The organism is Lacihabitans sp. CCS-44 (genome assembly GCF_024343735.1).
Classification (GTDB): domain Bacteria; phylum Bacteroidota; class Bacteroidia; order Cytophagales; family Spirosomataceae; genus Leadbetterella.
Genome location: NZ_RJUE01000055.1, coordinates 1 through 24,710, shown reverse-complemented (window position 1 = coordinate 24,710; position 24,710 = coordinate 1). Strand labels below are relative to the sequence as shown.

26 protein-coding genes are annotated in these 24,710 nt (G+C 38.2%); 22 read left to right on the top strand and 4 right to left on the bottom strand.

Annotated elements, in window-relative coordinates; translation table 11 throughout:
* Positions 1 to 46 precede the first annotated feature (46 nt).
* The 21 genes from EGI26_RS10290 (at position 47) to EGI26_RS10190 (ending at position 21,083) form a co-directional block, all read left to right on the top strand.
* A complete protein-coding gene (locus tag EGI26_RS10290; RefSeq protein ID WP_255078101.1) occupies positions 47 to 832 on the top strand; it encodes an MbnP family protein in 786 nt (261 codons plus the stop codon).
* Between the two features lie 6 nt (positions 833 to 838).
* Entirely contained in the window at positions 839 to 1,885 is a 1,047-nt protein-coding gene (locus EGI26_RS10285) for a cytochrome-c peroxidase (RefSeq protein ID WP_255078100.1), read from the top strand.
* A gap of 21 nt (positions 1,886 to 1,906) precedes the next feature.
* Positions 1,907 to 2,149, top strand: a complete 243-nt coding sequence (locus EGI26_RS10280) for a YHS domain-containing protein (protein WP_255078098.1) — start codon at positions 1,907 to 1,909, stop codon at positions 2,147 to 2,149.
* Entirely contained in the window at positions 2,146 to 3,237 is a 1,092-nt protein-coding gene (locus EGI26_RS10275) for a PepSY domain-containing protein (protein ID WP_255078096.1), read from the top strand. Before EGI26_RS10280 ends, EGI26_RS10275 begins: the two co-directional genes overlap by 4 nt.
* A complete protein-coding gene (locus EGI26_RS10270; protein ID WP_255078094.1) occupies positions 3,234 to 4,136 on the top strand; it encodes a transporter in 903 nt (300 codons plus the stop codon). The genes EGI26_RS10275 and EGI26_RS10270 overlap by 4 nt, the downstream gene beginning before the upstream one ends.
* A gap of 221 nt (positions 4,137 to 4,357) precedes the next feature.
* Complete coding sequence (locus tag EGI26_RS10265; RefSeq protein WP_255078093.1) at positions 4,358 to 5,053, top strand: response regulator transcription factor; 696 nt, start codon at positions 4,358 to 4,360, stop codon at positions 5,051 to 5,053.
* 132 nt (positions 5,054 to 5,185) lie between these two features.
* A complete protein-coding gene (locus EGI26_RS10260) occupies positions 5,186 to 6,547 on the top strand; it encodes an ATP-binding protein (protein WP_255078092.1) in 1,362 nt (453 codons plus the stop codon).
* A 243-nt stretch (positions 6,548 to 6,790) separates the two neighbouring features.
* Positions 6,791 to 7,294 carry a hypothetical protein gene (locus tag EGI26_RS10255; RefSeq protein ID WP_255078091.1) on the top strand — a complete coding sequence of 168 codons (504 nt, stop codon included), beginning with the start codon at positions 6,791 to 6,793 and terminating at the stop codon, positions 7,292 to 7,294.
* 56 nt (positions 7,295 to 7,350) lie between these two features.
* Positions 7,351 to 7,806, top strand: coding sequence for a hypothetical protein (locus EGI26_RS10250; RefSeq protein WP_255078090.1), 456 nt, complete (start codon positions 7,351 to 7,353; stop codon positions 7,804 to 7,806).
* A gap of 52 nt (positions 7,807 to 7,858) precedes the next feature.
* Positions 7,859 to 8,665: a YoaK family protein gene (locus tag EGI26_RS10245; protein WP_255078089.1), complete on the top strand. Its 807-nt coding sequence runs from the start codon at positions 7,859 to 7,861 to the stop codon at positions 8,663 to 8,665.
* A gap of 271 nt (positions 8,666 to 8,936) precedes the next feature.
* The gene (locus tag EGI26_RS10240; RefSeq protein WP_255078088.1) at positions 8,937 to 9,311 is read left to right on the top strand and encodes a DoxX family protein; all 375 of its coding nucleotides are present in this window, start codon (positions 8,937 to 8,939) and stop codon (positions 9,309 to 9,311) included.
* A 213-nt stretch (positions 9,312 to 9,524) separates the two neighbouring features.
* Positions 9,525 to 10,061 (top strand): hypothetical protein, encoded by a 537-nt coding sequence (locus EGI26_RS10235; RefSeq protein WP_255078087.1) that lies wholly within the window; start codon positions 9,525 to 9,527, stop codon positions 10,059 to 10,061.
* Between the two features lie 112 nt (positions 10,062 to 10,173).
* Positions 10,174 to 11,535 (top strand): Gfo/Idh/MocA family protein, encoded by a 1,362-nt coding sequence (locus tag EGI26_RS10230; RefSeq protein WP_255078086.1) that lies wholly within the window; start codon positions 10,174 to 10,176, stop codon positions 11,533 to 11,535.
* 79 nt (positions 11,536 to 11,614) lie between these two features.
* On the top strand, positions 11,615 to 13,024 hold the full coding sequence (locus EGI26_RS10225) for a Gfo/Idh/MocA family protein (RefSeq protein ID WP_255078084.1): 1,410 nt from the start codon (positions 11,615 to 11,617) through the stop codon (positions 13,022 to 13,024).
* Between the two features lie 448 nt (positions 13,025 to 13,472).
* Entirely contained in the window at positions 13,473 to 14,693 is a 1,221-nt protein-coding gene (locus EGI26_RS10220) for a DEAD/DEAH box helicase (RefSeq protein ID WP_255078081.1), read from the top strand.
* An 81-nt stretch (positions 14,694 to 14,774) separates the two neighbouring features.
* The gene (locus tag EGI26_RS10215) at positions 14,775 to 15,407 is read left to right on the top strand and encodes a DinB family protein (RefSeq protein ID WP_255078080.1); all 633 of its coding nucleotides are present in this window, start codon (positions 14,775 to 14,777) and stop codon (positions 15,405 to 15,407) included.
* A gap of 8 nt (positions 15,408 to 15,415) precedes the next feature.
* Positions 15,416 to 16,585, top strand: coding sequence for an aminotransferase class V-fold PLP-dependent enzyme (locus EGI26_RS10210; RefSeq protein WP_255078078.1), 1,170 nt, complete (start codon positions 15,416 to 15,418; stop codon positions 16,583 to 16,585).
* A gap of 45 nt (positions 16,586 to 16,630) precedes the next feature.
* Positions 16,631 to 17,008, top strand: coding sequence for a hypothetical protein (locus EGI26_RS10205; RefSeq protein WP_255078077.1), 378 nt, complete (start codon positions 16,631 to 16,633; stop codon positions 17,006 to 17,008).
* Positions 17,009 to 17,011: 3 nt separating this feature from the next.
* Positions 17,012 to 17,221, top strand: a complete 210-nt coding sequence (locus EGI26_RS10200; RefSeq protein WP_255078076.1) for a PLDc N-terminal domain-containing protein — start codon at positions 17,012 to 17,014, stop codon at positions 17,219 to 17,221.
* Positions 17,222 to 17,326: 105 nt separating this feature from the next.
* Positions 17,327 to 18,367 (top strand): PA0069 family radical SAM protein, encoded by a 1,041-nt coding sequence (locus EGI26_RS10195; RefSeq protein WP_255078075.1) that lies wholly within the window; start codon positions 17,327 to 17,329, stop codon positions 18,365 to 18,367.
* 166 nt (positions 18,368 to 18,533) lie between these two features.
* Positions 18,534 to 21,083 (top strand): phosphoenolpyruvate carboxylase, encoded by a 2,550-nt coding sequence (locus tag EGI26_RS10190; RefSeq protein WP_255078074.1) that lies wholly within the window; start codon positions 18,534 to 18,536, stop codon positions 21,081 to 21,083.
* Positions 21,084 to 21,254: 171 nt separating this feature from the next.
* Here the strand turns inward: EGI26_RS10190 and EGI26_RS10185 are convergent, their stop codons facing one another.
* Positions 21,255 to 21,398, bottom strand: coding sequence for a hypothetical protein (locus EGI26_RS10185; RefSeq protein ID WP_255078073.1), 144 nt, complete (start codon positions 21,396 to 21,398; stop codon positions 21,255 to 21,257).
* Between the two features lie 139 nt (positions 21,399 to 21,537).
* Complete coding sequence (locus EGI26_RS10180) at positions 21,538 to 22,035, bottom strand: dihydrofolate reductase (RefSeq protein WP_255078072.1); 498 nt, start codon at positions 22,033 to 22,035, stop codon at positions 21,538 to 21,540.
* A gap of 147 nt (positions 22,036 to 22,182) precedes the next feature.
* On the opposite strand from EGI26_RS10180, the gene EGI26_RS10175 reads away from it, so the two are divergent.
* Positions 22,183 to 22,887 (top strand): SDR family oxidoreductase, encoded by a 705-nt coding sequence (locus EGI26_RS10175; protein ID WP_255078071.1) that lies wholly within the window; start codon positions 22,183 to 22,185, stop codon positions 22,885 to 22,887.
* 124 nt (positions 22,888 to 23,011) lie between these two features.
* Here the strand turns inward: EGI26_RS10175 and EGI26_RS10170 are convergent, their stop codons facing one another.
* Positions 23,012 to 24,010 carry a hypothetical protein gene (locus EGI26_RS10170; RefSeq protein ID WP_255078070.1) on the bottom strand — a complete coding sequence of 333 codons (999 nt, stop codon included), beginning with the start codon at positions 24,008 to 24,010 and terminating at the stop codon, positions 23,012 to 23,014.
* A 123-nt stretch (positions 24,011 to 24,133) separates the two neighbouring features.
* Positions 24,134 to 24,710 (bottom strand): transposase (locus EGI26_RS10165; protein ID WP_255078069.1); only part of this gene is annotated, 577 nt, incomplete at its 5' end.

Below are 24,710 nucleotides of genomic sequence, written 5' to 3'. Positions count from 1 at the left end.
GACATGAGAATATTCTTATTTCTTTTAAAAATTATATTTCAAAAAAATGAAAAAAATAGCACTTGCTTTAGCTTTAGGCATTTCTGTGTTCTTTGCGGCCTGTGAAACTTCGGATATTAATCCAAATGATAAAAATAGTGTTAGTCTCCACTTTGAACACTTGGTGGGTACTGAAGCCTTTATGCTCAACACCAAGACTTTTACCAACGCCTCGGGGGAAGATTTCACCATTTCTACTTTCAACTATTTCGTGAGTAATATCATTCTGAAAAAATCAGATGGAACAGAGTTAAAATTTGCTGATAAATATTTCTTGGTAAAAGAATCTTTAGCTGAGAGCAAAGTCATCACTTTGACAGATGTACCTGCGGGTGATTATACCTCCGTGTCTTTCATGGTAGGTGTGGATAGTGCAAAATCGGTTTCGGATGTTGCCCAAAGAACGGGTGTTCTAGACCCAGCATCTTATGGAACCGACAACATGTATTGGTCGTGGAATTCAGGCTACATTTTCTTCAAAATGGAAGGAAAATCTACGAAATCCACGAATGCCGCAAAAGATTACAAGTTTCATATTGGGGGCTTTGGCGGTATGTCGGCAAAAACAGTCAATAATCTTCGCACAGTAACACTCAGTATGGCTGACCTTGCCAAAGTAAGAAAAAACATAGCTCCAGAGGTTCATTTGACTGTAGATGCTCGGAAGGTTTTTAAAACTTCATTAAAAATTGCGGAAAGCAATACCATCATGAGTCCGACTTTAGGGGTGGCTGTGGCCAACAATTACAAAGATATGTTTGCAGTAGAACACGTTCATAACGACGAAATGTAAGCCGAAATGAAGAAGAAATTAGGAATTTTACTTGTCTTAACTTTAATTCTTTGGGGTTGCTCGAAAGAAAAAACTACTGAACCAGATGCTCCTATGGTATTGTTTGAAGTGCCAAGTACTTTTCCTAATACTTCTTACAAAATGGAGTCCAACCCCATCACAGAGGATGGTTTTCTTTTGGGTAAAAAAATATTTTTCGACGGTAAACTCTCGCGAGATGGGACCATTTCTTGTGCCGAATGTCATAATCAAGCTTATGCATTCACACACCACGGCCATGCTCAAAGCCACGGTATTGATGGACAAGTGGGGCCACGAAATGGCCCTGCTTTACAAAATTTAGCTTGGCAGAAAACTTTTTTTTGGGATGGTGGGGTTTTTGACTTAGACTTATTTTCTATTGCACCTATTGAAAATCCAGTGGAAATGGATGAGAAAATTGGGAACGTTTTGGAAAAACTCAGGAATGACCAAAGTTATCCACCGATATTCAAAAAAGCCTTCGGGACGGAAGAGGTAACAACGGAAAGATTTCTGAAATCACTCTCCCAGTTTATGCTCACTTTGGTATCGGCTAACTCAAAATATGACCAATACAAAACAGGCAAGGCCAATTTTAGCAATGATGAAAAAGTTGGTCTAACACTTTTTAACGAAAAAGGTTGTGGCAGCTGCCACCCAGAACCATTGTTTACGGATGAATCTTTCAAGTCAAATGGTCTTCCGACAGATTTTTTCAGAAATTTTGTAGATTTCGGAAGATTTAGAATCACTGAACTCAGCGATGATAAGTACAAATTCAAAGTACCGAGTCTGAGAAACATTGAGTACACTTTCCCCTACATGCACGATGGCAGGTTCAGCAGTCTTGAAGATGTGCTAGATCATTATGCCGATGGCGGCATGGCGGATTTAGAAAATTTGGATCCTATTTTTAAGAAAAATACCAAGAGAGGAATTGCACTTACCTCAAAAGAGAAAAGTCAGATCATTGCCTTTCTAAAAACACTCACCGATGAAGAATTTTTAAAAAATAAGCGATTTGCACCGTAACAAATTTAAAATCAAACAAATATGAAAAGATTAATTTTAGCAATCAGTATTCTGGCAAGTATTCAGGCCCTAGCATTTCAACAAGATCCAAAAAAAGAGAAGTCTGAAACTTTAGCGAAAAATGATACCGACCCAGTTTGCAAAATGACCGTAAAAAAAGGCACAAAACTGGTTTCGACACATAAAGAAAAACAATACGGGTTTTGTAGTAAAATGTGCAAAGACTCATTTGACAAACATCCCGAGAAATTCGTAAAAAATTGAGAAAGAATCAGATATTAAGATTTATATACAGCCTCCACAAGTGGTTTGGCCTTGTCACCGGATTTTTCTTGTTGATATATGGCCTCAGTGGGTCTATTTTGGTTTACAAAGACCAATTAGAAGAGTTTTTTTATCAAAAACCTATTGTTTCGGATAAGAAACCCTTGCCACTGGACAGTATTTACAAAATCATAACGGATAAATATACCCATCTGGATGGGCTCGCTTGGATAAACCCAAATGCCGACAAAAACCTACCCTATCATTTTAGACTTTATCTAAATGATTCAAGGTTGGTCTCATACGACTTAGGAGCCTTAACCATCAACCAGTTCACTGGGGAAATCCTGCGACATGGAAGAGGCGACGACCTGGAAGTGGGCTGGATAGAGTGGATTTTTCAATTGCATTTTTCATTGCATTTGGGAATGCCTGGAGCTGCACTTTCGGCCATTTTTGGGCTGACTATGCTTATTTCTGTTATTACTGGATTTATAATTTACCGCAAATACATCTGGAAAGTCCTGACATTCAGAGTAAAACTCAAAGACAAAAACTGGAGAATGTTTACTTCCGATTTGCATAGAATTGTGGGCGTATGGTCACTTTTTTTCAATACCATCATATTTTTTACGGGTTTCTGGATGAATATTTTTGCTTTTGAAAAAGAAACTTGGGACAAAGAAACCATGCCGACACCCAAAAATACTTTGGCCAAAACGTCCTTTGATAAAATGTTTGCACAAGCTCGTCAGATTCATCCTGATTTGGACCCCGGTTATGTATATTTTCCAACCCAAGCAGAAAAGAAATTCAGCATCAGAGGCAACATAAAAGGCCAAAACGAAATGTTTGCAGGTGGAAACTCGGTCGTTTTTGATGCCCAAAATGGCGAATTGCTTAAGATTGGGACTTTCGACCAACTTGCTTTTACTGAAAAACTCGAGGCTTTTGCTTTTCCCTTGCACGTGGGAAATTTCGGCGGACATTTAATAAAAGTATTTTACATCACCATCGGACTAACGCCTGGTTTATTGGCCATTACTGGCTTTTTGCTTTGGTATAGACGAAAAAGAAAAATATCATGAAAAATTTAATATTTTTAATCGTATTATTAACTACACTAAATACCTCAGCATGTGACGTTTGTGGCTGCGGAAACGGTTCGTCATTCTTTGGGATTTTGCCCCAATCTCATTTTAAATTTGGCGGACTGCGGTATCAAACCAAAACCTTTGATTCGCATTTTACGAGCAATTTACTGAGAACTGAGGAAAACTTCCAAGCCATGGAACCATGGCTGAGATTGTATCCGATCAAGAAAACGCAGTTGATTTTAATGGGCTCTTTACAATCTAACACCCAAACCATGGTGGCCTCTGGAGATCAAAAAAAACTATCCGGAATTGGCGATGTGTCTGCTCTTGCCCATTACAATATCGTCAATACATTCTTTGATAGCACTGCCCATACGCTCGACCACATTTGGCTTTTGGGCGGCGGCATAAAACTACCCACCGGAAAATACGACTATGCAATGACAGAGGACGAAGTAGCCAATCCAAACTTCCAATTGGGTACAGGTTCTGTGGATTATATCATCAACAGCATTTATACCGTGCGAAAAAACCAAATTGGCCTAAACCTAGACCTCAGCTATAAAATAAACGGCACCAACAAAAACCATTACAAATTTGCCAACAAAAGCAGAGCCATAGTGAACGGATTTATGCAATTAACTGCTGGGGATTTTACTTTTTTGCCAAACCTGGGCGTTTTAGGAGAACATGCCAAAAACGACAAACAAAATGGTATAGACAATCGGTTTTCGGGCGGATATATGACTACTGCCATGATTGGAAGCGAAATCTACTATAAAAGAATAACGGCCGGATTTTTATTTCAAAAACCCATGATTCAAGCCCTTTCAGGCTCCGAATTGAAGCTCAGAAACAGCTTTATGTGCCATTTGACTTTGTTGTTTTGAAGTAAAAAACGACAGAATTAAGCAAGCTTTTTGCTTGTCATCTTGAAAATTAATATTGGTCGATTCCTCCTTTTAAACAAAATGCAGCTATCGAGGAGTTTCTAACTGTATCATTTATTTCTCCATTTTGTTTCACCGTAAGTCTCAAAAGCCTATTTTTGATTTTTACAACAAAACACCCATTTCTCAACAGAGACTTAAATAAAAAACAATATTCTTTCATGAAAAAAATACTGTTGGTAGAAGACGAAGCTCATGTAGTTTCTTTCATTAAAAAGGGTCTCTACGAAGAAGGTTTTGAAGTTACGGTAGCTTTTGACGGCAAATCTGGCCTTACTTTGGCCTTAGAAAACGATTTCGACCTTATCGTACTGGACATTATGCTTCCTGAACTCAACGGCTATGAAGTTTGTAAAGAAATTCGAAAAAAAGACCTGTCAGTACCCATTATATTTCTCTCGGCCTTGGGCACCTCAGAAAACATCGTAATGGGCCTTGAATACAGGGCAGATGACTATATCGTAAAGCCTTTTAAGTTTATAGAATTATTGGCTCGTATTAGAAATCTATTGCGTAGAACCGAAAACACTTCCTTGCCAAAACCCGACGCTCAGGAGGAATTTATTTACAGAATAGACGATTTGGTGGTAAATGACTACACCAAAACGGTGACACGCAATGGTCAAGAAATCTCGCTGACTACTACCGAATATAGGCTTCTGTTGTTTTTTATACAAAATAAAGAGCGAGTCCTTTCGAGGCTTGATATTCTAGAAGAAGTGTGGGGTGTAAACTACGACCTCGGCACCAATGTTGTGGATGTATATGTAAACTACCTTCGAAAAAAAGTAGACGTCCTCAGCGACACCAAGCTCATTCAGACCATAATAGGCATGGGTTACGTACTTAAATGTTAGCAAAACATTCTCATCATATTCTAATCTGAAAAACATAACATGTTTGGTTTTTTGAAGTTTATTTGAAAAATAAAAACAGACGTAATATTCCCAGACCAGAGCCAGGTTTTGGGAGATTCAAAAAAAATGCATATGAAAATTCAATTAAAGGCAAATCTCCTATTACTAACTTCATTTTTTTTGATAATTCTGGTATTTGGTGGATTTGTGTATTTTTTTGAAAACACCTACTCAAAAGACGACTTTTACAAACTTCTGGATGCTCACATCGACACCGTCTTAAAAGCAAAACTAAAGTCCAAACCTGAGCTAAAAGACGGTTATATTCAAGGTGTAGAGGCAGAATTTCCTAATGAAAAAAATTATGTGTTCGAATATATTGGCATTATGGGCTTCAAACAAGAAATACTTATAACCAACTTACCATTAAAATTTTACACAGAAATAGCAACCAATAAACAAGCCGAACACTTCGACAAAAAAGCATATTCGAAAGGCAAAATGCTTCTGATAAATGACAAAAACTACATAGTAGTAAGCTCAGCAGAAAATTATTTACTTCTGCATCAAAAGAAATATCTTAACAAAACGCTTTGGGTTTCTTTGATTGTGGCCTCACTGTTGGCAGTTATCATTTCTTACTTTCTGATGCGTTTTGTTTTCAGGCCAATCACCCAGATTACCGAAAAAGTAAAACAAATAAACCTTGAAAACCTGCATTTAAGACTGGAACAAAAAGGCGAAGGCGACGAGCTAGATGAACTCGCCAAGACCTTTAACAATATGCTTAACCGAATGGAAACGTCGTTCAACACCCAAAACAACTTCATCAGCAATGCATCGCATGAACTTCGCACACCACTCACGGCCATTATTGGTGAAGCAGACGTAACCCTCACTAAAATCAGAAGTATTGAAGAGTACATAGAAACCATAAAAGTGATTCTGGAAGAAGCCGAAAACCTGGACAAAAAAACGCAAGCTCTGCTTTTTCTTGCCCAAACTGGTTTTAATGGAAAAACTATAAAGTTTGACAAAGTAAGAATGGACCAGCTACTGTGGGACGTAAAATTGACCACAGAAAAGATAAATCCCAAAAATAAAGTAATGATAGACATGAGTTTATTGCCCGAAAACCCAATGAAACTCAAAGTAAATGGCAATAATCAACTACTACACCTTGCTGTCAGCAATGTCATCATCAATGCTTGTAAATACTCGAAGTTCGATGTCGTAAATGTTTCGCTTGGTTCCTCAGACACACATATACTTGTGGTGGTCAAAGACTCGGGCATCGGAATTCCCGAAAACGAAATGGACTACATATATGACCCGTTTTTTAGGGCATCAAACACTCAGAATTTCGAAGGATATGGCATAGGCCTACCATTAACACGTAACATCATACGCATGCATGGCGGCGAGTTGTTGGTAAGTTCAATCCAAAACATTGGCACCACTGTGCAAATAAAACTTCCCATAGGCCAGTTCTGATTTCTTTGGTTCACATTCATTTTCCGGAAATGTGTTTACTCCAAAAAATAAAATTTCTGGAAGCATATACGCTTTATAGCCGCATGTTTTTTTGCAAAAAACACCCTTCAGATCTTCCAAAAATTTATATTCTAATACCACTCTAATCTCTTCTTGATATTTTAATGTCATACTAATATGGCTCTTAAATGAGTCTAATAAGTGGGTATTAGGTTTGTGTCATCAAATAAAACAAAGACAGACATGAACAAAAATATTCTTGTAACAACCGATTTTTCTATTTCATCGTTGAATCTTCTGAAATATGTGTTGGAGAACAAATTGGGTAACCAAAGGCACAACATTGTGCTGGTTTATGGCTATTCTACAAGCGATTCCATAACAGATATGCTCTTTTTCTCAAAATCAAAAGTTATAGATTCTCTATACAACGAAGCATTTGAAGAAGGACTGAGTGTACTCAAAAACAAATTCAACTCCAAAATTCATATCATCCGAAAAGACATTTTTACGGGTTACAATCGGGGAGCGTTTGAGACTTTTCTGCAAAGCAACAAGATAGATTTTGCATTTATAAGTGGCAGTTTTGTATCCAATAAAAATCAAAAAAACAGCTTCGACTTAAGGCCCTTCATAAAAAACAGCAGCATAGACTACGAGGAAATATCACTATACAGCGAAGCCTTCGTTCCAGAAAAAGGTGAATTGGCCGAGTTGTTCCAAAGCAGCTTTGCAACTAGCAACTGATATCTCAAAACCTGTACAAATAAATCTTTGACCGTATACAAACTAATAATTTTATCATGAAAAAAACCTCCTTTTTTATTTTTATTTGTGGTTTACTGTCATTTGGGCTTACTGCCTTTTTGAAGACTGGCAAAAATCCAGAAAAAACCATTTTAGGTGCATGGAAAGAAATGGATTGGGAGTACGAAAAGACAGATAAGTTTTTGGCGAATTCAACAATAGGAAAGACTATATCAGACCTTGAAAAAACCGAAATTGCCAAGGATCTGGTCATTCATGAAGCCGAAACATGGACTTTCGAACCAAGCGGAAACTTGAAACTAAAGAACGGCAAAACTTCGAAATCTGTAAAGTGGGTTTTGAAAGGCCGTGGGCATATTTTACAATTAAAACACGCCAAAGGAGACACCGAAAACTACCAACTTACACACCTCGACGACCACCGCATGGTGCTGAATATCGAGCTTGACAACCAAGCACGAGGAATAGCCAAGTTAGTTTTTAGCAAATAAGGCATCTTTTACAAAAACAATAGGCTTTCAAAACACAAATATTCGAAATACCATGTTAAGAAAATATAGCAATAGCAGAAGAATATCGGACAACATAAAACTGGGCTCTCTTACGGCATTTACTAGTGGAATGGTAAATATCGCTTCCTTATTGATATTTTTTTCGTTTTCGTCAAATATCACCGGCCACTATGCCATACTTGCTGCAGAAATAGTTAAAGGAAACACCTACCAGATTGTGGTAGTTTTAGGGTGGATATTGATGTTTTTTATGGGAAGTTTTGTGTCCAACCAAATGGTCATCAATTTCAACAAAAAAAGTACCTATTTGGCCCATAGCTTGCCTATTCTTTTAGAAATAATCTGTCTACTTGTGGTGGGGTATTATGGACAATTCTTTTACAGAGAAACCCTTTTCGAAACCGAATTTTTGTTGATGATCATGCTCTTTGCTATGGGCCTACAGAATGGCCTAACCGCCAGTATATCTAACTTTACCGTAAAAACCACCCACCTCACAGGCCTTACCACAGACCTGGCTATTTTGGCATCTATGTTCACCAAAAAAGAATTCAGAGACAACTCCGAACTCGTCAACAAAAGCAAATTATTGCTGAGCATAGTAGTTTCTTACATTGTAGGAGCCTTAGCTTCAGGATACACTTATCAGCTGCTCGAATTTAAGGTTTTTTATGTAGTGTGTTTATTTCTACTAGTAGTTTTGGCTTATGATTTTTACAAAATAAAAGTCGGTCAAATTCTCATTTCTAGAAGATCAAAATCGAAAAAAATCACCTATGATTACGATCAACTCTTGGCCAAATCCGAAGATATAAAAATAGAGGAAAGTGTATTTTAATAGTTTTGAAGGAATGGTAAAAGCCCCGCGATGGGGCTTTTTTTATTTCTATGACATCCTAAAACAAACACATTTAAGACTCCCAGTTTAAAGAAAAACTTCGCTTTACCTAAAAAACTTGTCCGGCCAAAAAGCAAATTGTCACAACACCGAAACCTGCAGATATTAGAATGAGATTAAAAAAAAAAATCTTTTGCTATTGTTATATATCAATAAAAAATATTAATTTTCGGAGAATTTCTATTTAACCCTAACCTAAACCTATGATACTATGGAGCAAATTATCGGTCCATTGACCAAACTCGGCCGCTTTTTACTGGCGGTACCGATGGCCATTTTTGGCATTTTACATTTCATGGCGGCTGACGGTATGTCAGGTATGGTGCCTTTACCAGGTGGAGTTATTTGGGTGTATATCACTGGATTATCCCTTATAGCAGCCGCTTCTAGCATAATTATCCAGAAAAAAGCTAGGCTTGCATCTACCCTATTGGCCATCCTCTTACTCATTTTTGTTTTTGCCATTCACTTGCCTGGTGCACTGAAAGGTGGCGATGGTGGACAAATGTCTATGATGAGTTTACTAAAAGATCTGGCAATAGCGGGCGGTGCACTCATTTTTGCAAGTACACAACCCATTGAGTAATACCAACAGATTTCTCATGGATTTGAGGAATTTTTCAACTTGTTTTTTACCCCTAAACCTATATAAATATAATACGCCTTGAGTTTTTGAGGTGTATTTTTTTTTATATCACCCTAGCCGATTTCAAAAGTCAATATCCTTAAAACACATTGCTTTACTAAAAACCCAAAGGTTTGGTATGGATATTGTTGAAAAAATTTTAAACAGAATTCCATGCTAAAAAAAACCTTCCTATACCTATTTGGTATATTTGTTATACAATCTTGTAATATCACTGATATTATTGATCCGGCCAATACCACCTATGAGTTGATCCGATTTAGAATTGACGGAAAAAAATGGCTTCCAACTGCACCAGCTGGATATACACCAAATGTTTCCTTGGTCAGCGGTCATGTCACCAAGAATAGCGTTATCATATTTGCCTCAAGAGGCGAAGCCGCGTTTTTAAACCCAAATAAAATAACAGACGAAGAATTTAGATTAGGTTTTGAGAATCTCACTGAAACCGGAAAATATAACATTGAAACTATCGAAAAGAAGATTTTTGCAAAATTTTTAGTTGGCGATGGCAAAACCTGGACTGAAGAATATAATATTAATCCCAAACTCGGTGGTTACCTCAAAATCGAAAAATTTCAGCCAGAAAACGAATTTTGCCAAGGAGAATTTGAGCTCGTACTACAAGAGGTGAAAACTGGCAAAATAAAAAAAATAAAAAATGGGCATTTTGCAATTTCAACTAACTAATAAATAACCAAGTTTGAATATTTAAAAATCTTTTTCGTCTTTTTGATACATATTTGGTGGGAGTTTTTTTTTAATTTTGACAAAGAAGCAAAATTATTCAACCATCAAAACTATGCAAAGAAGAAAATTTATTAAAAATATAGGCGGTTTGGCCGTGCTCTCAGGTGTAAGTACGGTAGCAAAACCCTTCAGCATAATCAAAAGTCTTTCAGTTAGCCCGAATGACAAAATAAGATTGGCTACCATAGGCATGGGAATTCAGGGGCATTATGACACAAAAGCAGCCTTGAAAACCGCCGGAGTGGAACTTGTGGCTGCGGCCGACTTGTACACAGGTAGGCTCGAAAGGGTAAAACAAACCTTTGGCAATGACATGTTTGTCACCCGCGATTATAGAGAAATTCTTCGTCGAAAAGACATTGACGCTGTAATTATTGCCACTCCAGACCATTGGCACGACAAAATCACGATAGACGCCCTCAATGCAGGCAAAAATGTGTACTGCGAAAAACCCATGGTACAAGCCATCAACGAAGGTAAACCAGTGATAGACGCTTGGAAAAAATCTGGCAAAACCATGCAAGTCGGGAGCCAGAGAATAAGTGGAAGTGTTTTTCAAGAAGCCAAAAGAATTATTGCAGCAGGAGACATCGGAGCTATAAACTATGTGGAATCTAACTCAGACCGCTTCAGTGCCATCGGAGCTTGGAATTATTCCATACCCACAGATGCATCTCCGGCCACTGTAGATTGGGACACTTTCTTAAAAGACACCGCTAAAATGCCCTTTGATGCCAACCGCTTTTTCCGTTGGAGAAATTACAAAAACTACGGTACTGGTGTGGCTGGTGACTTATTTGTACATTTAATAACAGGCGTACATTATGTGGTAGACTCCAAAGGACCAAACCGAATATTTGCTTCAGGTGGACTAAGATATTGGAAAGAAGGACGTGACGTGCCAGATGTGATGGTGGCTATTTTGGATTACCCAAAAGCAGCTACACATGAAGAATTTCAGATGGTATTGAGAGTGAATTTTGCCAATGCGGGAACGATTAACAACAACACCAGAATAATCGGAACCGAAGGGCAAATAGATTTTTCGGGTAACGGACTGACATTGAGCAAGAAAAAACTCCCAAAAGCACCCGGATTCGGAAATTACGACAGTTACTTTACCTTCTCAGATGCCCAACAAAAAGAATTCGAGAAAGAATACAACGCCAAATTCACGGAAGCAGACCGTAAGGCAGAACCAGTAAAAGAGGTAAAATTCACTCCTGAACCAGGTACAGACGAGCACGCCAACCATTTTGGCAATTTCTTCGAAAATATCAGAAAAGGAAGTCAAGCTACCATAGAAGACCCTATTTTTGGTTTCAGAGCAGCAGCCCCAGTTTTGGCTTGTAATGAAAGCTATTTTCAGAAAAAAGCTATTAATTGGGATCCAGTGAATATGCGAAAATTGTAAGGATTTATTAATCTTGAAACTCTGAATTCTATATTAAGAATTCAGAGTTTATAAAATATTCAACCGACCCAAACAAAAAATGAAATCTAACAGAAGGAAATTCCTCCAAAACATAGGTGCAAGTGCTGCTGCTATTAGCTTGCCAAGCATCTCTAATGCGGCCATAACGTCAGAAAATGGCGATTTTGCTAAGCCCAAAGCCAATCAAACCTTTAACATGAGCGGTTTTGCGGCTCCCAAACTTGAAAAAGTCAGGATTGGATTCATTGGTTTGGGCAATCGCGGCCCTGGGGCTGTGAAACGTATGAGCCAAATAGCGGCCGTAGAAATAGTCGCCCTTTGCGATAAAGATTCATTAAGGGTAGAAAAGCAACAGGCCGTTTTGTCCAAAGCCAATCTACCAAAAGCACGAGAATACAGCGGTGTTGACGGATGGAAAGGCCTCTGTGAGAGCAACGATATTGACTTGGTGTATATCTGCACGCCATGGAGTTTGCATACCCCAATGGCTGTTTATGCCATGAAAAATGGTAAACATGCCGCTATAGAAGTGCCTGCGGCTAAAACCATAGATGAATGTTGGGAGTTGGTAGAAACCTCCGAAAAAACAAAAAAGCACTGCATGATGTTGGAAAACACATGTTACGATTTTTTCGAACAAATGACCCTCAATATGGCTAGAAATGGTCTTTTCGGAGAACTTATTCATGCTGAAGGGGCCTACATTCATAATTTACTAATCGCCAATTTTGGAAAAACTTCCTACTCCGACATGTGGCGACTCAACGAAAACGCCAACCGAAACGGTAACCTCTATCCTACGCATGGCTTGGGACCCATTTCGCAATGTCTGAATATCAACCGTGGTGATAGATTTGACCACTTAGTGGCTATTTCGTCCAACGATTTTCAGATGGGCGAAATGGCTAAATCTCTTGCTGCCAACGACCCTTTTTATGAGGATTATGTAGGAAAACCGTTCAGGGGCAACATGAATACGACCATCATAAAAACCGAAAGAGGCAAAACCATTATGCTCCAACATGATGTAACCTCCACAAGGCCGTATTCGAGAATTCATTTGTTGAGCGGAACAAAAGGCGTAGCACAAAAATGGCCTGAGCCAGGTAAAATAGCACTTGGAGAAGACTGGATGAGCGAAAAAGAGCTGAAAGAAATTGAAGAAAAATATACTACGCCGCTCGTAAAGCATATTGGCGAAATAGCCAAAAAAGTAGGCGGCCATGGCGGAATGGATTTTATAATGGACTGGAGGTTAATAGATTGCCTAAGAAATGGCCTTCCCCTCGACCAAGACGTTTATGATGCCGCAGCATGGAGTTCCATTGCTCATGCAAGTGAACTTTCAGTCATGAAAAAAGGAAAAACTGTGGATATACCTGACTTCACAAGGGGGGCATGGAAAAACAATCAGCCAGTGAGTTTAACCTTAAATGGTAGGGGAAATACTGAGGTTAGGAAAGTTTGAGTAAGAAAAGCTTCAATATTATCGGAATCTGCGAAAAATAAGTACTATTGGTTCCTTATATCAGCCAGCACTGTTTGAACACAATCAAAATTCTCATGCATAAATCTTTATATTATTAACTAGGGATTTAGAGAATTTTGAGTGTGTGAGTTTGTGGACGGTCGGCCGCTGCCGTGCAGTTTTTTTTGCTTCGTTTTTTTTCGAAAAAAAATGAAGGCCCAGCCGGCAGGCGACACAAACTAAATTAAGGCTGTTTTTTCGAGGTTTAAAAAGTACCTAAAACTCAACTTTAATAAGTTTTTTCTTTTCGCAGGTTTAGTCTGATCGTAATATCTCAATATCAATCGCATTTTCGTTCGTCTACAAATCGCCAATATATTGACCTTTGCCGTCTTAGCACTATATTTGTACTATTCTAGCTTTGGCTAATAAAATAAATAGTAAATAATTGCAATTCAACGAACTCAACATACACGAAGACGTATTGGCAGGCATAGATGCCATGAACTACATTCAGGCCTCGCCCATTCAGGAAGCAGCCATACCTATAATTCTTGACGGCAAAGACCTCATTGCATCGGCTCAAACCGGTACGGGCAAAACTGCGGCTTACCTTATTCCGCTTTTGGACTTAATCATAAGAAGCAGAAATGAGCACATTACTGCTCTGATTTTGGTACCTACTCGCGAACTGGCCAAACAAATAGACGAACAAATAGAAGGTTTTAGTTATTTCATAAGAGCCACGTCTTTAGCCATTTATGGCGGAGGAAAAGGCGAAAACTGGGACCAACAACGCAAAGCCTTGGTGGATGGGGCTGACATCATCATCGCTACACCAGGCAGACTTTTGGCTCACATGAAATCAGGCGATGTAAAGTTTGACGACCTCAAATGTCTGGTACTAGACGAAGCCGACAAAATGCTAGACATGGGATTCTCTGATGACATACTTTATGTGATCAAACACCTTCCTGTCAAGCGTCAGAACTTGATGTTTTCGGCCACCATGCCTCAGAAAATTCGCGATTTCGCAAATAAAATCTTAAAAAATCCGGAGGAAATAAAACTGGCTGTTTCGAAACCTGCGGTGGGTATAGACCAACACTTCTATTTGGCTGCAGATCACCAAAAACTACCTCTTTTGATTCATTTATTGAAAGATAAAAAAGACCTCACCATCATCATTTTTTCTTCGCAAAAATCAATGATAAATCAGATTATCAGGGCTTTAGGAAAAGTAAAAATAATGGCCAGAGGCATATCTTCAGACAATAGCCAAGAAGAACGTGAGGAATACCTGAGAGGATTTAAAAACAAGAATTTCAATATTTTAGTAGCTACAGACGTGCTTTCGAGAGGTATTGACATCAACAATCTCAACTTGGTGATCAACTACGATGTACCTCGCGACGCCGAAGATTACATACACAGAATAGGTAGAACGGCCCGAGCCGAAACCACCGGTACGTCGTTCACTTTCATAAACGAAAAAGATCAACGTAAAATAGCCAGCATAGAAAAACTTCTAGAAAGAGAAGTAGAAAAACAAAACATCACTGAAAGCTTAGGTTTGGGCCCTGCTCCAGCATATTCTGTCGAAAAACGAAGCTTCAATAAACCATTCAAAAAGAAGTTTTTTGGCAAGAAAAAACCTCCAACTGCTTAAGCTTCTAAAGTTTTTTGACAATCCTGATTGAATTTAAAACTCAAATTTTCATACATTTATATAAACTTAAACGCCTATACTATGAAAAACGACAAATTCAATCGGAGAAACTTCTTAGAAACTTCATTGGGAATAACCGCCATGGGAGCGGGAGCATTGGTGCTTCCACGCCATGGATTTGCAAATACACTCCCAGAAGACCGAAACATCAATCTCATTGGGCCATTAGAAGGCTACACACCCCAAATCGGCACACTTGTGTCAATGCTTGATTGGCTGAGCAATTCGGTGATCAGTTATAACAAAAAACTTACAGTGGAGCAGCTAGACTATATCCACGACAAAGACTCTAACTCCATAGGCTCTTTGATGATGCATTTGGTAGCCACTGAGGTGATTTACCAAGACATCACTTTTCATAATCTTGAGGATTTTTCGAAGGAAAATAAGACCAAATGGAACACCGCCATGGATCTGGGCGAAGCCGCACAAAAAGAGATAAAGGGCAATCCGCTAAGTTATTATAAAGAAGCCATGGACGAAATCCGTGCAAAAAGCAAAGCAGAATTTAAGAAAAGAGACGATAAGTGGTTTCTATCCGGCGAAACCAAAGACTGGAATTGGAACAACTATTGCAAGTGGTTTCATGTAGCTGAGCACATAGCCAACCACCGTGGCCAAATGACTTGGTATGCCAAGAGACTTCCAAAATAAGTGTTTGAATGCTGAAAAAAGAATTTTTCTCATTACCTGAAAATATACATTATCTCAACTGTGCCACCATGTCGCCACTACCAAAAGTGGTAGAGGAAGCTGGCATTAAGGGTTTATTGAGAAAGTCGCAGCCTTATGAGATAACTCAAGAGCATTTCTTTGATACCGCTATCAATGTCAAGAAAAAGTTTGCGAAACTCATCAACTGTATTGATTATGAACAGATTGCAATAATGCCATCTGTTTCTTACGGCATGGCCACAGTGGTCAAAAACATTCTTAAGAGAGGTTTTTCAAACCATAAGACCAAAATAGTGCTGGTTGGGGAGGAATTCCCAAGTGACGTGTACGGATGGAGAGAACTTGTCGCTGAAAAACCACAACTAAGCATAGAAACCATACACGCTCCTGAGGAACTGGACAACAGAGGACAAAACTGGAACAGTAAACTTCTAGAAGCCTTGGATCAAGAGGCACTTTTGGTTTGTATTTCGCCTACTCATTGGGCTGAAGGCACACTCTTTCATCTCGAAGAAATCAAACAGAAATGTGCCGAAAATGATATCTTATTTATCATAGATGCCACTCAACATTTGGGAGCTTATGCCTTTGACATTCAGAAAATTCAGCCCGATTTTCTAGTCGCTGCCACTTACAAATGGCTTTTGGGGCCTTATGGAACCACTTTGGCCTATTTTGGCAAATACTTCGACAACGGTTTTCCTCTCGAACAAACCTGGATTGGACGAAAAAACAGTCAGGATTTCAAAAATCTCATCAATTATCAGTCTGAATATCAAGGAGGTGCATTCCGGTACAACATGGGGGAATTCAGTAATTTCATCAACCTTCCCATGGTAGAAAAAGCCCTTGATTTATTGATAGATTGGCAACCAGAAGAGATTCACAAGTACGCCAAAAAGCTAGGTAAACCATATATAGAAAGGCTAAAAAAAGCAGGCTATTGGATTGAAAATAAAGACTTTCGAGCCGCACATTTATTTGGAATAAGATTACCAGAAAACCTCAAAATAGAGACTATCCAGAAAGCCCTTGCTGACCAAAAAGTATTCGTTTCCTACCGTGGAAATGCCATCAGACTATCCATAAATGTGTGGAACGATGAAGTCGATATGGAGATTTTCACCGAAACATTAGTAAACTTAAGTAAAGAATAATGTTCTTTGCACAAAAACTTAACCATTATAAACTAAAAATAGACCATGGACAAAATGTATTTTATTCTGCTCGGAATCGTAATTCTTGCATTCATTTCAAACATACTTATCATAACCAAAAGCAGCTATCCGGGCAGCGAAGTTGGTGTAGGACCAATCATACAACTGATTGTCGCCATTCCTCTTTTCTTAATCTCAGCCTTGGTGTATTATTTCACCAAAAACATGCAGATCAACTTCTGGATATTACTACTACCTTTATTTCTTGAACTAGCCTACTTTGCTTATACCAAAGACCTATTCAATATTTTCGGTAAAGACAACGGTGCATTTCTTATTCGGAGCTATATTTATGCAATAGCATTAAGTACTGCAGTGGGTGTTTTGGCAGCTTGGATGCTAGGCGTTTTAACAAAAAAATAAAACATGAATTACTTATCTCCTTCTTTCGGTTTGATTTTTTGGCAAATCACAGTGTTCTCATTTTGGCTCTTTATGATTTTCGCCATCATAGACATCGTTAGGTCCAAATTTGAAGGCAATCATAAACTCATTTGGGTACTGGTGACCATATTTGTACCTTTTGGTGGCCTGATATATTTTATTTTTGGAAGAAAAAATAAGGTGATAGAATAGATTTATGCTGTTCATTCGTGAATTAGTGGCAACAAAAATAGCAGAACAAATCCAAGGAATTTAGCATTTTTTTATAATTCAAATTCAGCTCCCTACTTTTAGAAAATGAAAGGACAAGGAGCTGTAAACAACGTAAAGAATCGCTTCGACAAAACGGAAACTGTACCGTTTTGGGAGAACGACTACGATTACGAAGAAATAAAAACCAAGACAGAATTCATAAAAGTACATGCCAAAACCATTGTAAATCAGGTCAAAAGCATAGACTTGCCCTTTATTCAATCGCTCAACCCTTACCAGGGCTGCGAGCATGGCTGTTCGTACTGCTATGCCCGACCCACACACGAATATTGGTCACTGAATGCGGGTGTGGATTTTGAACGAAAAATCCTTTATAAACCCGACGCTCCTGCTCTTCTTGAAAAATATTTTCAGAAAAAAAACTATATTCCAAATCCCATATCGTTCTCCGGAAATACCGATTGCTATCAGCCTGCCGAAAGGAAATTTATGCTCACGCGGCAGCTTTTAGAAGTCTGCCTGAAATATAAACATCCGCTGACCATCATCACCAAAAACGCTCTTTTGTTGCGGGATTTAGACATTCTTAAAAAACTTCGAGAAGACAATTTGGTGGCCGTGGCCTTATCCATCACTACTTTAGACGAAGAAACTCGTAGGGTTTTAGAACCCCGAACATCCTCCGCAGCCAATAAACTAAGAGCCATGAAAGTCCTTTCCGAAAACGATATACCTGTTTTTGGCATGATAGCACCCATAATTCCGGCCATTAATAGTCACGAAATTTTTGCTTTAGCCGAACAGTTCCATTTGAATGGAGCCTTCGGGTTTGCCTCCACCATGGTTCGGCTGAACGATGTTGTAGAACCGATATTTATAGAGTGGGCAAAAACACATTATCCCGACCGAGCAGACAAAATTTTGAACCAAATCCGTTGTCTTCACGAAGGAAATCTGGGCAGCAAAATACCTAAGGAGCGAATGAAAGGCAGCGGAATATTGGCAGATTCTTTCCATCAATCCATAAAAATAGCCAAGGACAAATTCTTCCCAAACTTTGTCTTTCCTGAGCTCAATAAAAATTCGTTTAGTATTTCAAAAAGCCAACAGTTGACTTTGTTCTGAACACCCAATCAAAGGATATATTCTAAAAAATATCAATTTACCAATATTTAATTTGGAATAAATAACATTTTACTTGCTTTTGCATAACAAATAGCATCATTTCCCCTCTTTTTTTTGTGTTTTATTATCTTTGTTTTGAATTCTTTTAATTTGGAAAAACAAAACCATGTCGAAACAAAATCTTGAGACCTTATTTACCCAAGAGGTTCATAACAAATATTTGGTATTCAACACCCTCTTTTCGAGGTTGCCATACGATAAAATGACCAATATTGGCACGCTCATGCCGTTTTTGCATGATAAAGCCAAACAAGGTTTTGAAGACGGCCAAACTCCTAAAGAAATTATCAATTCGTTCTTTGAGCGATATACCAACATCAAGACGGACAAGGAGAAAATAGACCTTCTTTTTAGATTTATCACCTATATCGAACGTCAAGTGGTACTTTTTGACTCTGTTGAAGATGCGGCTTTCGAGAAACTTAATGCCACCAATACCAAGGGCACTTTGGCGTCTATCATTGCCTTGGCTTCGCAGCATGGCAAAATTGAAGAAGTAAAAGAAAAACTTAGAAACTTCAAGGTAAGAGTGGTTTTCACGGCTCACCCAACGCAATTTTATCCAAACTCGGTACTCAGAATCATCCAAGACTTGGAAGCCTGTATTGCCACGAATGATATAAATGCCATAGATGCCCTACTGCAACAGTTGGGCAAAACGCCGTTTATCAATGACGAGCAACCCACACCTGTTCAAGAAGCTCAAAGTATCATTTTTTACTTGAGACATGTATATTATGAAGCTATCGGGCAGTTGCACGACCTCATTTATAGCGATATTTTAGACGAAAACGAAGCATTCAAATCCATCATTGACCTAGGTTTTTGGCCAGGTGGTGATAGAGACGGTAACCCATTCGTAACGGCCGAAATTAGCAAAAAAGTTGCTCAAGAACTCAGAACCAACATTTTGAAGTGTTATTACAATCATTTCAAAGATATCAGACGTAGGTTCACGTTCAAAGGTGTTATTCCGCTTTTGGATAAAATCAACAACAGAATATACACCAACATGTTTGGTCTTAACAATGACCTTACAGCAGCCGAACTTCTTGCAGCCCTGGCCGAGGTTAGAGACAAAATGGTAAAAGACCATAATTCGATGTTCTTGGGAGAATTGGATAGGTTTATAAGAAGAGTGAAGTTGTTTGGAATGCACTTCGCTAGTCTCGACATCAGACAGGATAGCAGCATACACGAAGCTGTTTTTCAAGCAGTTGTAAGCAAATACAATGTTTCAACAACGCCCTATTCTGAGTGGTCTCACGAAGAAAAAGTGGCATTTTTGACCAACAACGATATCACCATTAACGAAGATGACTTTGAGGATCCTTTGGTAAAAGATACATTCAAAACTATCAAAGCCATCAAAGAAATCCAGACCAAAAATGGCGAAAAGGCTTGTCATAGATATATCATTTCAAACTCAACTTCCTCGTGTTCGGTACTTGAAGTGCTGGCCATGTTTAAATTCTGTGGCATAGAAGAAATAAATGTCGACATCGTTCCGCTTTTCGAAACCATCGAAGGCCTAGATACAGCCAGACAATCAATGGGCGAACTCTATAACCTCGAATATTACAAAAAACAGCTCAAATACCGCTCTGATTTCCAGACCATTATGCTTGGATTCTCCGACGGTACAAAAGACGGCGGTTACATAAAAGCCAACTGGGAGATCTACAAAGCCAAGGAGAATCTTACAGCGGTCTCTATGGAAAATGGTATAAATGTCGTCTTTTTTGATGGCCGAGGTGGCCCTCCGGCTCGTGGTGGTGGCAAAACACATCAGTTTTATGCCTCACAGGGTCCAAGCATTGCCAATAATGAGATTCAGATTACCATACAAGGTCAAACGATTTCGTCGATGTACGGATCAAAACCACAGGCCATTTTTAACTTCGAGCAGTTGCTTTCGGCAGGTGTAATCAATGATATCTTTACGGATGATAAATCGCTGATTAGCAAACAAGAACGTGACCTGATTGAAGAATTGGCTGAAGTGGGTGGCAAAAAGTATTTAGAATTAAAAAATCATCCGCTTTTTGTATCTTATCTCGAACACAAAAGCCCACTGAAATACTACGGAAAAACCAAGATTGGAAGTCGGCCGAGCAAAAGAAGCACTTCTAGTCAGCTTAAATTGAGTGACTTACGTGCCATACCATTTGTGGGCTCATGGAGCCAATTAAAACAAAACGTTCCTGGGTTCTTTGGATTTGGTACTGCTCTTCAGTCCAAAATAGACGAAGGAAAATTAGAGGATTTGAAAGACCTTTTTGAAAACTCATTGTACTTCAAAACCTTGATGCAGAACAGCATGATGGCACTTTCGAAGACGTACTTCCCACTGACTTCTTATATGAAAAACGACCCCGTGTATGGCGAATTTTGGAATATTTTGTATGAAGAACAACAGATGAGTATCAACAATATGCTATTGGTTTCTGGACAAAAACTTTTAATGGAAACTGACCCCATCAGCATGATGTCCGTAGAATACAGAGAAAATATTGTGTTACCGCTTTTGGCTATTCAGCAATATGCTTTACAAGAAGTGGAGGAAACCGCAAATGAAAATGCAAAAACGGTTTTTGAGAAAATGGTAACCAGATCGCTTTTTGGGAACATTAATGCGAGTAGAAATTCGGCATAATTTAATTACTTATTTTTTAACTTTGAAGAGGTAATCACCTTTAAAATTTCATCAAACTCGAAAATAAAGAATATAAAAATATTTTTTTTATAAAAACTTTCTTTTTATCTTTGACACATAAAAAAGGGGTGATGCAAAACACCATCCCCTAGAAAGTAACATTTTTTCTAGTTACTTCATCATGTAGTGGGCTATTACCTCAAAAACATGATTTGATTTTGCGAATTCCCAGATAGTGATTGCTCCTACAATCATATCTAAGACGGAAGTGAGAATATTAAATATTTTCACTTCCCTTTTTGGCTTGTATGCCATATTAAAAATTATTGTAAAGTTATATTCCATCACAACAATCGCAAAATTATCTTGTAAAATCCTTCGTCAAAGAAAAATATATATTTCGTAAAAAACTTCACATTAAAATCATATAAAAACACAGAATTGTCCAGCTTTGCTAAAAAACTCTAATCATTTCCAATACCTCAAAATCGTATTCATTCTTCTCATCTTTTTTGTAAGAATGCGATGAAACCGTCGTCCAGTTTTCGTAAGGTTTTAGGTTGAAAAAAGCATCTCCTTCTAGGGTAGCATATACTTTGGTAAGATAGAGCTTGGTGCCTAGATTTTCCGCCAAATTATATATCTTCTCCCCTCCAATTATAAAAACCTCGTCTTTGTCTGACTCGTTTTTGGCTATTTCAATGGCATCTTGCAACGAATTTGCCACAGTACAACCTTCAATTTTTAAATCTTTACTTCTAGAAATCACAATATTTACTCTATTTGGAAGTGGTTTGCCGATAGAATCGTAAGTTTTGCGACCCATGATGATGGCATGGCCAGTCGTACGTTTTTTAAATAACTTAAGGTCTTCTGAAAGCCTCCACAAAAGCTGATTATCCCTTCCGATTACACCGTTTTTGGCCACCGCCACTATGATAGAAATATCCATGAATTATTGAAATATTCGACAAATATCCGACTAAATTTGTGAATATTCTTCAAAAAACGAAAACATAAATTCCAGAAGAACGGTATGATACAAAAGGTAGAAATCCTCGGCGTCATTGCGTCTTTGGCGGTTTAAAATACAAACAACATGAAAAACAAAGTAGGCTTTATAACAGGTGGATCGAAGGGAATTGGTTTAGGAATAGCCGAAGCCATGGTAAAAGAAAATATAAAAGTGGCCATAACGGGTAGAAATGCCGAGGCATTAAACTCAGCCCTGGAGCTTTTGAACAAAATAAAACCAGATTCGGCCATAGGATTTGTGTCTGATGTCAGAAAACCCGCTGATTTGGAGCAAAATGTGCAAGAAATAATCGCCAAATGGGGAAGTTTGGACTATGTTTTGGCCAATGCTGGAGTGGGCCATTTCGGTAATATCGAAACACTAACTGCCGAACAATGGAACGAAACAATTGATATTAACCTGACAGGAGTTTTTAACACGGTGAAGGCTTGTCTCAACCAAGTTATTGAAAGTAAGGGCTATATCATTACTATTGCGAGTTTGGCTGGAACAAATTTCTTCGTAAACGGCACGGCATATAACGCCAGCAAATTTGGTTTAGTGGGTTTCACACAAGCACTCATGCTCGACGTAAGGAGCAAAGGAGTAAAAGTAACGACCATTATGCCGGGATCAGTGACTTCCTATTTCAACGGACATGTTCCTTCAGATGCAGACGCTTGGAAAATTCAACCCGAAGATATTGGCCAAATGGTCATAGACCTCATAAAAATGCCTGCCCGTACACTTCCGAGCAAGATTGAAGTTAGACCTACAATGCCGGGTTGATTGGGTTATTGGTTATTGGTTATTGGTTATTGGTTATTGGTTATTGGTTATTGAAAACTCGCACCAAGTACTAGAAGTTTCATTATTAACTCATTAACTCATTATCAAATTAACACATTGGAGGTCACTTACAATACTTATCCTGCAAGACTTTGGCTTTTTTCTGTTCCAGAAAAACCAATTGTTGGTAGTCTTTACAGGCATCGTCTTTGCGACGAAGTAATATTAAACAAGCTGCGTGTTGGTAGTACGAATTGATATTTAGCGGGTTGTAGTTGATGGACTTCTGATAATAAGACTCGGCTTGTTTATACGCCGCTCGCTCAAAGAAATCGTTACCATAGTCATAGTACATTTTAGAATATTGGGCTGAATCCACCACAGAGCTGGTCTCTCTTTCGTTGTAACTCAAGTTATAGTCATACTCCACCTCCACATTTACTTTTTCACCCATATATTCTGCGGGCTGCCATTTACCTTTCGTTTTGTTTACAGCGGCAATGAGTTTTTCATTGTATTTGTCATTTGTTGAAGCCACCACAGCCACACCCTTTAAAGCCCCAGTTTTAGTAACTACAAACCGAACTACAAAACCACCTTTTCGATATTCAGGGAAGCCGAATTTTTCAAAAATATAGTCCATAACGGCCATATTTTTATCCATAAAATAAGGCTCCAATTTTCCGTTTACTTGCTGATAAACACGCTCACCGCTTTTTGAAACATAAGAAACAGGCGTGTAAGTGAGATCATACAATTTTTTGGGCATAAATCTTAGACTCAAGGCTTGCATTTCGTCTGCAAAATCGGCCTGATCAAGTATTAATTCTGTTTCGGTCAGAGACTTTATTTTAAATACTATCTTATTGAAAACCAACATACTGTCTTTCAAAGAATAACTATGATTGTATCTTCGTCCATTCGTGAATAAGCTCAAGGAATCTTTGGAAAACACCTTAATATCAAAAGTAGAGTTTAAGTACGTTTGGTCGTAGAGTTTACTGCCATCTTTAGATCTGATTTCTGTTTTTTTCCAATCTTTCAGTAAATCTTTCGAAAAATCTCTCTGCCCGAAAGACTGTAAAACGTTTATAAGAAGAAGGAATATTATGTATGGCCTCATAGTGAAAGGTTAAATTTTTATGCTAATTAAATACGTTTTTTTGCAAAAAATAAAACCAAACATAAAAAATAAAAAAAAACCTCCAAAATAGGTAGTCATGGTCGGAAGAAATTCCGGCCATTTTTATGTTTTAAAGTGTATATTAGGATTTCCACCAGATAAGATTACGATTTCTCTTATCAGCAAGTTTCTGACCTCCATTTTAAACCTTCTTTTTGCGGTTTTATAACTAAGGTTGTTGGCATGCTTATATACAAGTATCAGCATTGCTGCTATTAAAGTCATGTAAAGCATTACTTTTATTCCATTTTCATTTAGTGAAACCAGATGACTTACATTAAGCTCTTGTTTTATAAAGCGAAAAAACACTTCTATGTCCCAACGTTTTTTATAAATATCGGTAATTTCCTTTGCCGTCAAGTCGAAGTTATTGGTGATAAATGCCATTTTATACTCTCGATTGTTTTTACTTTCGGTCATAATTAACCGTAAAGGAGTCTGTACAATTTCCTCTCTATAATGAAGATTTCCTTTTTTATTTTGTATAGGTTTTCCTGTATAAAGGTAGACCTTACTATCTTTTAATAAGGTTAATGACCCTAAGTCACAATCGGTATTCGAGTTTATTAATGACGAAAGCTCTTCGTATTTGCGATTTTCTTTGGCTCTGGCTACGAACTCAATTTTCTTAGAAGAAAAC